The sequence below is a fragment of the Enterobacter sp. JBIWA003 genome (assembly GCF_019968825.1).
GTDB classification, from domain to species: Bacteria; Pseudomonadota; Gammaproteobacteria; order Enterobacterales; family Enterobacteriaceae; genus Enterobacter; species Enterobacter quasiroggenkampii.
In genome coordinates this window covers 438,430-451,077 of sequence record NZ_CP074170.1, presented here as the reverse complement: position 1 = coordinate 451,077, position 12,648 = coordinate 438,430, and the positions used below count along the sequence as shown (strand labels likewise).

Genomic DNA, 12,648 nt, shown 5'->3' with positions numbered 1-12,648 from the left:
CGGATAAGCGCAGCGCCATCCGGCACACAAAGACCTGCGGAGTAATACATGCAAACCATCACCCTCCCACCGCCAAAGCGCAGCTGGTTCTCGCTCATAAGCTGGGCCATCCTGCTGGCGGTGCTGGTTATCTCCTGGAAGGGCGCGGAAATGGATCCGCTGCTGCTCTTCAAAGACGCGGGCAACATGGCGACCTTCGCCGCCGACTTCTTCCCGCCGGACTTCAGCCAGTGGCAGGACTACCTCAGCGAAATGGCGGTCACCCTGCAAATCGCCGTCTGGGGTACCGCGCTGGCCGTTATTCTCTCTGTTCCGTTTGGCCTGATGAGCGCCGAAAACATCGTGCCGTGGTGGGTATACCAGCCCATGCGCCGCCTGATGGACGCCTGTCGAGCGATCAACGAAATGGTCTTTGCGATGCTGTTCGTGGTCGCCGTCGGCCTGGGTCCGTTTGCGGGCGTCATGGCGCTGTTCATCCACACCACCGGCGTGCTCTCCAAGCTGCTCTCCGAGGCGGTCGAAGCCATTGAGCCCGGTCCGGTGGAAGGCATTCGCGCGACCGGCGCCAACAAAATCGAAGAGATCCTCTACGGCGTTCTGCCACAGGTGATGCCGCTGCTGATCTCCTACTCCCTGTACCGCTTTGAGTCCAACGTCCGCTCCGCCACCGTCGTCGGCATGGTCGGCGCAGGCGGGATTGGCGTCACCCTGTGGGAAGCGATTCGCGGTTTCCAGTTCCAGCAAACCTGCGCCCTGATGGTGCTCATCATCGTCACCGTCAGCCTGCTGGATTTCCTCTCTCAACGTTTGCGTAAGCACTTCATCTGAGAAGCGAGGCTTTGTTTTCTATGCACTTATCCAGACATCCGACCAGTTACCCTACCCGCTGGCAAGAGATTGCGGCGAAGCTCGAAGTGGAGCTTCGCACGCACTACCGCTGCGGAGACTACCTTCCTGCCGAGCAGCAGCTTGCCGACCGCTATGAAGTGAACCGACACACCCTGCGCCGCGCCATTGACCAGCTGGTCGAACGCGGCTGGGTACAGCGCCGTCAGGGCGTGGGCGTGCTGGTGCTGATGCGCCCGTTCGACTACCCGCTTAACGCCCAGGCGCGCTTTAGCCAGAACCTGCTGGATCAGGGCAGCCACCCGACCAGCGAAAATCTGCTCTCGGTATTACGCCCGGCCTCCAGCCATGTGGCGGACGCGCTGGGTATTCAGGAGGGCGACAACGTCATCCACCTGCGCACGCTGCGCCGGGTCAACGGCGTTGCGGTGTGCCAGATAGACCACTACTTAGCGGATCTTACCCTCTGGCCAGTGCTGCAGAATTTCTCCAGCGGTTCGCTGCATGATTTTCTCCAGAATGCGACAGGCATTGCGCTGAAACGCACCCAGACGCGCATCAGCGCCCGCCGCGCGCAGGCGAAAGAGAGCAAAGTGCTCGAAATCCCCAATATGGCCCCGCTGCTCTGCGTGCGCACCCTCAACCACCGTGACGGCGAGATCGACGCGACGGAATATTCCGTCAGCCTGACCCGCGCCGACATGATCGAATTCACCATGGAGCACTGAATGCACTTCGACACCGCCACCCGACAGCGCTGGATGCGCGTGCTGGCCCACAGCCAGCCTGCTGCGCTGTCTGCCCGCATGAACGCCCTTAGCCTGGCTCCCGGGTACGACATCCTCCGCGCGCCGGAGATCGGCCTCGTGCAGATCCAGGCGCGCATGGGCGGCACCGGCGAGCGCTTTTTCGCCGGGGATGCCACCCTCACCCGCGCAGCGATCCGCCTGCACAGCGGCACGCTGGGCTACAGCTACGTGCTGGGGCGTGATAAAGCCCACGCCGAGCGCTGCGCGGTCATCGATGCGCTTTTACAGGAACCACCGCATTTCCAGACGCTGATGGAAACCCTTATTTCCCCGCTGGAGGCCGACCGCGCCGCTCGTCTTGCCGCGCGTCAGGCCGAAGTGAATACCAGCCGGGTCGACTTCTTTACGCTCGTTCGCGGAGACAACGCATGACGCTTCAACCTGCTTTTACCCTGGCCGTCCAGGATGCCCAACACAGTTTTCGTCGCCTGCTGAAGGCCATGAGCGAGCCGGGCGTGATTGTCTCGCTGCACCAGCTCTCCCAGGGCTGGCTGCCGCTAAATCTGGCCACCACCAGCGTACTGCTGACCCTGGCCGACAACGATACCCCGGTATGGCTCTCGGGCGCCCTGTCGAACGACATCGCCAGCCAGAACCTGCGTTTTCACACCGGCGCTCCGCTGGTCGATCAGCCCCGGCAGGCGATCTTTGCCGTGGCCGACGAACAAATCAGCCATGAACAGCTGAATGCCCTGAGCGAAGGCACCGCCGTCGCCCCGGAAACCAGCGCCACGCTGATTTTGCAGGTCGCCAGCCTGAGCGGCGGCCGCATGCTGCGCCTGACCGGCGCAGGCATCGCCGACGAGCGCATGGTCGCGCCGCAGCTGCCGGAGTGCATCATTCACGAGCTGACCGAGCGCCCGCACCCGTTCCCACTGGGCATTGACCTGATCCTGACCTGCGGCGAACGCCTGCTGGCCATCCCGCGGACCACCCACGTGGAGGTGTGCTGATGTACGTTGCCGTTAAAGGGGGCGAGAAGGCCATCGCCGCCGCCCATGCGCTGCAGGCGCACAGACGACGGGGCGATGAACAGCTCCCCGAGCTGAGCGTCGCCCAAATCGAGCAGCAGCTAAACCTCGCCGTAGACCGGGTAATGACCGAGGGCGGCATCGCCGACCGAGAACTGGCAGCGCTGGCCCTGAAGCAGGCCAGCGGTGATAACGTGGAAGCGATCTTCCTGCTGCGCGCCTACCGCACCACGTTGGCGAAACTGGCGGTCAGCGAGCCGGTGAATACGGCGGAGATGCGCCTGGAGCGCCGCATTTCTGCCGTTTATAAAGACATCCCCGGCGGCCAGCTGCTTGGCCCTACCTGTGACTACACCCATCGCCTGCTGGATTTTACCCTGCTGGCGAACGGCAAGACGTCGCCGCTCAGCACCTCTGACGCCGAACAGGAACCGTCCCCGCACGTCTTCAGCCTGCTGGCGAAACAGGATCTGGCGAAAACGGAAGCGGATTCCGGCGCGCAGCCGGACGATATCACCCGCACGCCGCCGGTCTACCCGTGTTCACGCTCGTCCCGCCTGCAGCAGCTGATGCGCGGCGACGAAGGCTATCTGCTGGCGCTGGCCTACTCCACCCAGCGCGGCTACGGGCGTAACCATCCATTTGCCGCCGAAATTCGCAGCGGCTACATCGACGTTGAAATCGTACCGGAAGAGTTAGGTTTTGCGGTGAACGTCGGCGAACTGCTGATGACCGAATGCGAAATGGTGAACGGTTTTGTCGCGCCCGAAAATGAAGACCCGCACTTTACCCGCGGCTACGGGCTGGTGTTTGGCCTTGGCGAGCGCAAGGCGATGGCCATGGCGCTGGTCGACCGCGCCCTGCAGGCGCCGGACTACGGCGAACACATCGCGGGCCCGGCGCAGGACGAAGAGTTCGTCCTGGCCCACGCGGATAACGTCGAGGCCGCGGGCTTCGTCTCACACCTCAAGCTGCCGCACTACGTCGATTTCCAGGCCGAACTGGAACTGCTGAAACGCCTGCAACGGGAGCGCAAACATGGCTAACTTAAGCGGCTACAACTTTGCCTATCTGGATGAGCAAACCAAACGCATGATCCGCCGAGCGATACTTAAAGCGGTGGCAATTCCGGGCTATCAGGTGCCGTTCGGCGGCCGCGAAATGCCGATGCCCTACGGCTGGGGGACGGGCGGTATCCAGATTACCGCCAGCGTGATCGGTGAAGCAGACGTGTTGAAAGTGATCGACCAGGGCGCGGACGACACCACCAACGCCGTATCGATCCGCAACTTCTTTCAGCGGGTAACGGGCGTCGCGACCACGGAAAAAACCGAAGACGCGACGCTGATCCAGACCCGCCACCGCATCCCCGAAACCCCGCTGACGGAAGATCAGATTTTGATTTTCCAGGTGCCGATCCCGGAGCCGCTGCGCTTTATCGAGCCACGCGAAACCGAAACCCGCACCATGCACGCCCTGGAAGAGTACGGGGTCATGCAGGTGAAGCTGTATGAGGATATCGCCCGCTTCGGCCATATCGCCACTACCTACGCCTACCCGGTGAAGGTCAACGGGCGCTACGTCATGGACCCGTCGCCGATCCCGAAATTTGATAACCCGAAGATGGACATGATGCCCGCCCTGCAGCTGTTCGGTGCCGGACGTGAAAAACGCATCTACGCCGTCCCGCCCTACACGCGTGTCGAAAGCCTGGATTTCGACGATCACCCGTTTACGGTGCAGGAGTGGGACGAGCCGTGCGCCATCTGCGGATCCAAACACAGCTATCTGGATGAAGTGGTGCTGGATGACACGGGCAAACGAATGTTTGTCTGCTCCGACACCGATTTTTGCCGCCAACAGAGCGAGGCGAACGGCCAATGAAACCGCTGCTTTCGGTTAACAACCTGACCCACCTGTATGCGCCGGGCAAAGGCTTTAGCGACGTGTCGTTCGAGCTGTGGCCGGGCGAAGTGCTGGGGATTGTCGGCGAGTCCGGCTCAGGCAAAACCACCCTGCTGAAGTCCATCTCCGCGCGCCTGACGCCGCAACACGGCGAGATACTCTATCAGGGACACTCCCTCTACGGCATGAGCGAGGCCGAACGCCGCCGCCTGCTGCGCACCGAGTGGGGCGTGGTGCATCAGCACCCGATGGACGGCCTGCGCCGTCAGGTCTCTGCGGGGGGCAACATCGGCGAACGCCTGATGGCCACCGGCGCGCGCCACTACGGCAATATCCGCGCTACGGCGCAGCGCTGGCTGGAAGAAGTGGAAATCCCCGCCTCGCGCATCGACGACCTGCCCACCACCTTTTCCGGCGGTATGCAGCAGCGCCTGCAGATCGCCCGCAACCTGGTCACGCACCCGAAGCTGGTGTTTATGGATGAACCCACCGGCGGGTTGGACGTCTCGGTGCAGGCGCGCCTGCTCGACCTGCTGCGCGGCCTGGTGGTAGAGCTGAACCTGGCAGTGGTGATTGTCACCCACGATCTGGGCGTTGCGCGCCTGCTGGCGGACCGCCTGCTGGTGATGAAGCAGGGCCGGGTGGTGGAAAGTGGGTTAACCGATCGTGTGCTCGACGATCCCCACCATCCCTACACCCAGCTGCTGGTGTCGTCCGTGTTGCAGAACTGAGGTTGCTGCTGCCGGGTGGCGCTGCGCTTACCCGGCCTACGAATAGCGCACCTGTAGGCCGGGTAAGGCGTAGCCGCCACCCGGCAACACGAACACCGCACCTTGTAGGCCGGGTAAGGCGTAGCCGCCACCCGGCAAAACAAATCGCGAGGCCAACATGATCCACGTACAAAACGTAAGTAAAACCTTTGTGCTCCACCAGCAAAACGGCGTACGTCTGCCGGTGCTGCAAAATGCCTCTCTGGAGGTTAATCGCGGCGAATGCGTGGTGCTGCACGGCCACTCCGGCAGCGGAAAATCGACCCTGCTGCGCTCCCTCTACGCCAACTATTTGCCCGACGAAGGCCATATTCATATTCGCCACGGCGATGAATGGGTCGACCTGGTACAGGCTCCCGCGCGGAAGGTGCTGGACGTGCGCCGCACCACGATCGGCTGGGTGAGCCAGTTTCTGCGGGTGATCCCGCGGATCTCCGCCCTCGACGTGGTGATGCAGCCCCTGCTGGATCTCGGCGTGCCGCGCGAAACCTGCGCCGCCAAAGCCGCCAGCCTGCTGACGCGCCTGAACGTGCCCGAGCGCCTGTGGCACCTTGCCCCGTCGACCTTTTCCGGCGGCGAGCAGCAGCGCGTCAATATCGCCCGCGGCTTTATCGTCGACTACCCGATTTTACTTCTGGATGAACCCACCGCCTCGCTCGACAGCAAAAACAGCGCCGCCGTGGTGGAACTGATCGAACAGGCCAAAGCGCGCGGGGCAGCGATCGTCGGGATCTTCCACGACGAGAGCGTTCGCACCCGCGTCGCGGACAGGCTGCACCCAATGGGGACTCCCGCATGATTATCAATAACGTCAAGCTGGTACTGGACAATGAGGTAGTTGGCGGCTCGATTGAGATCCAGGACGGAACAATCCGCGCGTTTGCCGAAACCCAGAGCCGCTCACCCGAAGCGATGGACGGCGACGGCGGCTGGCTGCTGCCGGGGCTGATCGAACTGCATACCGATAATCTGGACAAGTTCTTCACGCCACGGCCGAAGGTGGACTGGCCCGCGCATTCAGCGATGAGCAGCCACGACGCGCTGATGGTCGCCAGCGGCATCACCACCGTACTGGACGCGGTGGCCATCGGTGACGTGCGCGACGGCGGCGACCGTCTGGAGAACCTGGAGAAGATGATCAACGCCGTGGAGGAGACGCAAAAACGCGGCCTCAACCGCGCCGAGCACCGCCTGCACCTGCGCTGCGAGCTGCCGCACCACACCACCCTGCCGCTGTTTGAAAAGCTGGTAGGCCGCGAGCCGGTCTCGTTGGTCTCCCTGATGGACCACTCGCCGGGGCAGCGTCAGTTCGCCAACATTGAAAAGTATCGCGAATACTATCAGGGCAAATATTCTCTCAGCGACGCGGAGATGGCCCGTTACGAAGAAGAGCAGCTGGCGCTTGCGGCACAGTGGTCCCAGCCTAACCGTCTCAGGATTGCGGCGATGTGCCGGGACCGTAATATCGCGCTGGCCAGCCATGACGACGCCACACATGATCATGTCCTTGAATCCCACCAGCTTGGCAGCGTGATCGCCGAATTTCCCACCACGTTCGAGGCGGCTGAAGCCTCCCGCAAGCACGGCATGAACGTGCTGATGGGCGCACCGAACATCGTGCGCGGCGGCTCACACTCCGGCAACGTCGCGGCAAGCAAGCTCGCTTCCCTTGGCCTGCTGGATATCCTCTCGTCCGACTACTACCCCGCCAGCCTGCTCGACGCGGCGTTCCGGGTGGCCGACGACGAGGGCAACCGCTTTACGCTACCACAGGCGATTCGCCTGGTGACGAAAAACCCGGCCTCGGCGCTTAACCTGCAGGATCGCGGCGAGATAGCCGAAGGCAAGCGGGCAGATCTGGTGCTGGCCCACCGCAGGGGCGAGCACATCCATATCGACCACGTCTGGCGTCAGGGAAAGAGGGTGTTCTGATGGGAAGACTTATCTGGTTAATGGGGCCGTCCGGCTCCGGTAAGGACAGCCTGCTGTCCGCCTTACGGCAGCAGGAGCATCCGCAACTGCTGGTAGCGCACCGGTACATTACCCGGGCGGCGAATGCGGGGAGTGAAAACCATATCGCCCTGAGCGAGCAGGAGTTTTTCACCCGTGCCGGGCAAAATCTGCTGGCGCTGAGCTGGCACGCCAACGGCTATTACTACGGGATCGGTATCGAGACCGATCTGTGGCTGCATGCGGGGTTCGACGTTCTGGTCAACGGTTCACGGGCGCATCTTTCGCAAGCGCGCGCCCGCTATGGAGCGGCCCTGCTGCCGGTCTGCCTGCAGGTTTCACCGGACGTCCTGCGCAGCCGGTTGCAGAGCCGGGGGCGTGAATCCGCCCGTGAGATCGACCAGCGGCTGGAGCGTGCGGCCCGCTATACCCCGTCCGACTGCCACGTCCTCAATAACGACGGAAGTTTGCTACAGTCAGTCGAGATCTTTTTATCGCTTATCCGTCAGAAGGAGAAACAGCATGCCTGACTGCACGCTTCGTCCCGCCACCGCCGACGATGCGCAAATCGTTTACGCGTTAATCTGCGAGTTAAAGCAGGCCGAGTTCGATCGCCAGGCGTTTCACGCGGGCTATCTTGCCAATTTGCAGGATCGCAATATGCGCTATCAGCTTGCCGAACTGGACGGGCAGGTGATCGGCATGATCGGCCTGCACCTGCAGTTTCATCTCCATCACGCGCGCTGGATCGGCGAGATCCAGGAGCTGGTGGTGATGCCGCAGGCGCGCGGATTAAAGGTGGGCAGCCAGCTGCTGGCCTGGGCGGAAGGGGTAGCACGAGAGGCCGGCGCGGAGCTGACCGAACTCTCCACCAGCGTGAAGCGCGTGGACGCCCATCGTTTTTACGTTCGTGAAGGATATACGCAGAGCCATTTCCGATTCACCAAACCGCTGTAGAGGTGCGCTATGAGTCTGACCATCACGTTGACGGGAACCGGTGGCGCCCAGTTGGTGCCGGTCTTTGGCTGCGACTGCGCGGCGTGTCGCCGGGCGCGCCTGCAGGATAACTATCGCCGTCGCCCGTGCAGCGCGGTAGTGAAATTCAACGATGCTGTCACCCTGCTGGATGCCGGTATTCCGCACCTGATGGACGACTGGGCCGCAGGCAGCTTTCAGCAATTTTTGCTGACCCATTACCATATGGATCACGTCCAGGGACTCTTCCCCCTGCGCTGGGGCGTGGGCGCGACGATCCCCGTTTACGGTCCGCCGGATGAAGCAGGATGCGACGACCTGTTTAAACATCCGGGGATTCTGGATTTCAGCCACACGGTCGACCCCTTTGTTATGTTTGAGCTTCAGGGTATGCGGGTCACGCCGCTGCCGCTCAACCATTCGAAACTGACCTTCGGGTATTTGCTGGAGTCGGCCCACAGCCGCGTGGCCTGGCTGTCCGACACCGCCGGACTGCCGGAAAAAACGGTGAAGTTCCTGCTCAACAATCAGCCGCAGGCGATGATTATCGACTGCAGCCATGCACCGCGCGACGAAACGCCGCGAAACCATTGCGACTTAAATACCGTGATTGCGCTAAACGAGGTGATTGGCTGCCCGCAGGTGATCCTGACGCATATCAGCCATCAGTTTGACGTGTGGATGATGGATAACCCACTGCCCGACGGCATTGAAGCGGGGTATGACGGGATGGTGCTGGTACTGGACTGAGTTTTGCCGGGTGGCGGCTGCGCCTTACCCGGCCTACGGTCCAGGTTTTTGCAGGCCTGCGTCAGCGAAGCGCCACCAGGCTTTAGCCTCGATCGTAATCGTCTTCTAACCTGCGCTCATCCTCTTCTAACCGACGCCTGTCGTCATCCAGCTGGCGCTGGCGCTCGTCTAAACGGCGGCGTCTGTCTTCGAGCTGCCGACGACGATCGTCGTACTGTCGACTGTCGATTTGACGGCTGCGGTCATAACGATCGTCGTCGTCATTGCTGCGGCTGCTGCTGGGGTTGTAGGCATCGTTGATCGCCTGCTGAATGTTGCCAATAGCATCATCAACAATGTCGGCATGAGCCAGTTGGCTGGTGAGAGACAGCAGACCAAATAACAGAGCAGTTGAGTAACGTTTCATAAGGCCAGACTCGCAGGTGAACTGGCCTTACGATAATGAACAGCAGGAAACGGGGGTAGCGGAGGAATCTCAAATTCAGTTGTGTCCTGGGACTTCCATCAGTTGATTCGCACGCTGTTTATTTTCTGCGACCAGGACGATGCCGTAGCATTTTTGATCCGGCGAATGGCTCCAGATACGATCTTCGGGGATACACCCTCCGTCATAGATAACCTTGCTGCCATCATACGGCCAAAATGCGCCCTGCTCGGTATCGAGAACAAATACAGCGATTTGGTCAGACTCGCGGGCAATTTTCTGCCAGAGCATCTTCCCACCCTCATATTGTTCAAAGTCGCTGACAAGTGTCACGCCACACTGTAATACCAGGGCTTCATACAGGCGAGTTGCCAGTCCCTTGTCACGCTCGGCGGGATCAACACAGATACCTTCTACCTGAATAACATTGGCATCTTCCCAACAGCGCTCGACGGCAATGATATCTTCACCCAAATGCGTTTTACGTTGTAAATCCAGGGCAGCAACAACCCGATGCCGGGGCACCCCATCGAAGGTTTCGATATCCGCTTCAATAATCGCAGCTCTTGGCGTCTGGCTATCAAAAATAACATGTAGCACTCGCCCGGAAAGCTCAAACTCATCAACGAGTTTAAACGACCTGGCAATTGTGCTCGGGCTGTATGTTGTAGGCATCACGATCATTTGTGAGTCCCCCTTTGTGAGTACCGGCATAATTCCTTTTATATCCCAATCTGCTAAATTTTGCGCAGATTAACATCACCGTCGTCAACGATGCTCTTGATGAAATCCTAAACAGGGGCATTTAAAAACATATTTTCCGCAGAGCCTGCGCCAGCTGTGCCCGCGTGAACGGCTTACGCAGTAACGGAACGTCCGGCAGCTGAGGATTATGTGAGGGCCGTAAATCCTGGCCGCTGATCAGCAGCACCGGAAGCTGCGGATAATGACTGCGCACATGGCTAATCACCTCGGCCCCGCTCAGGCTTCCGGGTAACATCAGGTCGCTGATAAACATGCCAATATCCGGCGACGCCGCCAGCATGCTGAGCGCCTGCTCGCCGTTGTCCGCTTCGAGCGTCAGATAGCCAAGCTGGTGCAACTGCTCGCACAGGGTCTGACGGACATCCGCTTCATCCTCCAGCACCAGCACCAGGCGCTCACTCTCGACGGAGGCGGTGGCTGACAGCGCTTCATCAACTGCAGCGGCGGGCTGCGTCGAGCGCGGGAGGTGAAGCCGCACGGTCGTTCCCTGTCCCGGCGCGCTTTCAATCTCCACGCGACCACCGGACTGGCGCACAAAGCCGTACACCATCGACAGGCCTAACCCGCTCCCGCTCCCGGTCTGTTTGGTGGTGAAGAACGGTTCAAAGACCCGGGATTTGACCTCCTGCGACATGCCGCTGCCGCGGTCAATGACTTCCAGCGCCACCATATCCTGCCTGCGTCCGTCGCTGCGGGTAACGCGCTGATTCCAGGTGCGAATTTTAATCACCCCGCTTTGCCCTTCCATCGCATCACGCGCGTTCATCACCAGATTAATGATGGCGTTTTCCAGCTGGCTGACGTCGATCCATGCGGGCCATGCCGGGGATTGCGCTTCGATTTCCAGGGTCAGGGTGGCGGGCAAGGAGTGACGCAGCAGTTCCCGGAGGTTCTCCAGCAGCGGCAGCATCTCTACCGCATGCGGCGTCAGGGATTGCTTGCGGGAAAACGCCAGCAGGCGCTGGGTCAGTAAGGCGCCACGCTCGGCCGCCTTCAGCGCCCGGCTGATGCGCGGCGCATCTTTTGATTCGGGGTCGGTGAGCTCAAGACTGCCGATGATCACCGCCAGCAGGTTATTAAAATCATGCGCCAGCCCGCCCGTCAGCTGCCCAACGGCCTTCATTTTCTGGCTGTGCAGCAGCGCCTCTTCCAGCCCTTGACGCTCAATGCGGTCGATCTCCATCTGCGTGGTTTTTTCTTTCAACAGGCGCGTGGTGTGCTCAAGCGAGGCGGTATTGCGTGCAAAAACGTTAAACGCGCGCGCCAGTTCACCCAGCTCATCGCGCCGCTGCAGCGCGGGGACGGACACATCCTGTTCACCATGAGCAAGACGCGACATCGCCCGGGAAATGGCCGTCAGGTTGGAGGCCAGATTGCGGTAGATATACCAGCAGGCACACCCGGTGATGATCAGTGCCAGCACGGCGAAAATGGTGATAAATACGCTGATGGATTGCAGTTCGTGATGGCTCTGGGCGGTGCGAAGCCGGGAGGCCTGCGCCACCTGCTCAACGTACTGATTGATGTCGCTGTTGAGGATCGCCACCAGCGCCTTGATGTGGAACATATACCAGCTTATCGCCAGATCGCTCTCCTCCAGCTGCTTCGACAGCGGGGCGAGCTGACCTAGCTCGGCATTAAAATCAGGCAGAACCGTATTTACGACCGGCTGTGCGGCACGCCGGGGCAACGTTGCGGCCACCGCGTCCAGTTGCTGGATGGTCGCGCGCGGCGAAGGGGTATCGATGGCGGCGGCGATCAGCCGGTCCATCTCCATCAGCTGCTGCGCACCCGGTACGTTACTGTCATAACGGCGGTTGATGTCCTGCAGATGACGCAGGTAACTCTGGCTTTGGTATAGCGAGCTCAGCAGCGCGTTACGCTCCAGATGGCGTCGCTGTCCGCGCTCCAGCATCTCCGTCACGCTCTGCTGTAGCTCATTGCTTCGTTGAATAATACGCGCCACCAGGGCTGGCTCCTGCTGCGCCAGCGGCGCCTCCGCAAGCTGCTCCAGTGAATGGCGCAGGGCCATTTGCGTCTGCTTGAGGCGCTCGGCTTCCCCTTTGTACTCGAGCGCCCCCACCACCTGCGAGAGCCGCACCGCCGCCGTCGCCACGTTGGCGGTATCGCGGGCCAGGTTCATGCTGCCGGTCATATCGTCCAGCGTTTGCTGCTGCACCTGCTCCTGGATTTGACTGGCGTGACGGAAGCCGAGCACCGCCACACCGCTCACCATCAGCGTCACGGCGACCACCAGCAGATTGAAAATCAGCAGGCGACCGCGGGCGCTGGCGAAGAACGGGGGGCGGTGTGATGGCATGAAGTTGGGTTCCTGTGTGGTTTGATGTCCCCTCACCCTAACCCTCTCCCCAAAGGGGCGAGGGGATGATTTGCTCCCTCTCCCTTTCAGGGAGAGGGCTGGGGTGAGGGTAAAAATATTCATAACTATGACAAATATGAACAGCTTCTGACATTTTGCATTT

15 protein-coding genes are annotated in these 12,648 nt (G+C 61.0%); 12 read left to right on the top strand and 3 right to left on the bottom strand.

The window, feature by feature from the left end:
• Positions 1-48: 48 nt before the first annotated feature.
• From phnE to phnP, 12 genes are all read left to right on the top strand, one after another.
• Positions 49-828 carry a phosphonate ABC transporter, permease protein PhnE gene (phnE, locus tag KGP25_RS02155; protein WP_048226491.1) on the top strand — a complete coding sequence of 260 codons (780 nt, stop codon included), beginning with the start codon at positions 49-51 and terminating at the stop codon, positions 826-828.
• A gap of 20 nt (positions 829-848) precedes the next feature.
• A complete protein-coding gene (gene phnF, locus KGP25_RS02150) occupies positions 849-1,574 on the top strand; it encodes a phosphonate metabolism transcriptional regulator PhnF (protein WP_223539893.1) in 726 nt (241 codons plus the stop codon).
• Positions 1,575-2,027, top strand: a complete 453-nt coding sequence (gene phnG, locus KGP25_RS02145) for a phosphonate C-P lyase system protein PhnG (RefSeq protein ID WP_045909201.1) — start codon at positions 1,575-1,577, stop codon at positions 2,025-2,027. It begins immediately after the preceding gene.
• Positions 2,024-2,608: a phosphonate C-P lyase system protein PhnH gene (gene phnH / locus KGP25_RS02140; RefSeq protein ID WP_023345283.1), complete on the top strand. Its 585-nt coding sequence runs from the start codon at positions 2,024-2,026 to the stop codon at positions 2,606-2,608. Before phnG ends, phnH begins: the two co-directional genes overlap by 4 nt.
• Positions 2,608-3,672 (top strand): carbon-phosphorus lyase complex subunit PhnI, encoded by a 1,065-nt coding sequence (locus KGP25_RS02135; protein WP_223539892.1) that lies wholly within the window; start codon positions 2,608-2,610, stop codon positions 3,670-3,672. The genes phnH and KGP25_RS02135 overlap by 1 nt, the downstream gene beginning before the upstream one ends.
• Positions 3,665-4,510, top strand: a complete 846-nt coding sequence (gene phnJ / locus KGP25_RS02130; RefSeq protein ID WP_223539891.1) for an alpha-D-ribose 1-methylphosphonate 5-phosphate C-P-lyase PhnJ — start codon at positions 3,665-3,667, stop codon at positions 4,508-4,510. Before KGP25_RS02135 ends, phnJ begins: the two co-directional genes overlap by 8 nt.
• On the top strand, positions 4,507-5,262 hold the full coding sequence (phnK, locus tag KGP25_RS02125; RefSeq protein ID WP_045909197.1) for a phosphonate C-P lyase system protein PhnK: 756 nt from the start codon (positions 4,507-4,509) through the stop codon (positions 5,260-5,262). Before phnJ ends, phnK begins: the two co-directional genes overlap by 4 nt.
• 157 nt (positions 5,263-5,419) lie before the next feature.
• Positions 5,420-6,100, top strand: coding sequence for a phosphonate C-P lyase system protein PhnL (gene phnL / locus KGP25_RS02120; RefSeq protein ID WP_048226483.1), 681 nt, complete (start codon positions 5,420-5,422; stop codon positions 6,098-6,100).
• Positions 6,097-7,233, top strand: coding sequence for an alpha-D-ribose 1-methylphosphonate 5-triphosphate diphosphatase (phnM, locus tag KGP25_RS02115; RefSeq protein ID WP_223539890.1), 1,137 nt, complete (start codon positions 6,097-6,099; stop codon positions 7,231-7,233). The genes phnL and phnM overlap by 4 nt, the downstream gene beginning before the upstream one ends.
• On the top strand, positions 7,230-7,781 hold the full coding sequence (gene phnN / locus KGP25_RS02110) for a ribose 1,5-bisphosphokinase (protein ID WP_086374964.1): 552 nt from the start codon (positions 7,230-7,232) through the stop codon (positions 7,779-7,781). The genes phnM and phnN overlap by 4 nt, the downstream gene beginning before the upstream one ends.
• Positions 7,774-8,208, top strand: a complete 435-nt coding sequence (gene phnO / locus KGP25_RS02105) for an aminoalkylphosphonate N-acetyltransferase (RefSeq protein ID WP_045909193.1) — start codon at positions 7,774-7,776, stop codon at positions 8,206-8,208. The genes phnN and phnO overlap by 8 nt, the downstream gene beginning before the upstream one ends.
• Positions 8,209-8,217: 9 nt before the next feature.
• Positions 8,218-8,976, top strand: a complete 759-nt coding sequence (gene phnP / locus KGP25_RS02100) for a phosphonate metabolism protein PhnP (RefSeq protein ID WP_048226477.1) — start codon at positions 8,218-8,220, stop codon at positions 8,974-8,976.
• Between the two features lie 82 nt (positions 8,977-9,058).
• On the opposite strand, the gene yjdP is transcribed toward phnP, so the two are convergent.
• The 3 genes from yjdP to KGP25_RS02085 all read right to left on the bottom strand — a co-directional run bounded on the left by yjdP (position 9,059) and on the right by KGP25_RS02085 (position 12,485).
• Positions 9,059-9,382, bottom strand: a complete 324-nt coding sequence (gene yjdP / locus KGP25_RS02095; protein WP_033144428.1) for a DDRRRQL repeat protein YjdP — start codon at positions 9,380-9,382, stop codon at positions 9,059-9,061.
• A 75-nt stretch (positions 9,383-9,457) separates the two neighbouring features.
• Positions 9,458-10,084, bottom strand: coding sequence for a GNAT family N-acetyltransferase (locus tag KGP25_RS02090; RefSeq protein WP_008500049.1), 627 nt, complete (start codon positions 10,082-10,084; stop codon positions 9,458-9,460).
• Positions 10,085-10,205: 121 nt separating this feature from the next.
• Positions 10,206-12,485, bottom strand: coding sequence for a hybrid sensor histidine kinase/response regulator (locus KGP25_RS02085; RefSeq protein WP_223539889.1), 2,280 nt, complete (start codon positions 12,483-12,485; stop codon positions 10,206-10,208).
• Positions 12,486-12,648: the final 163 nt, after the last annotated feature.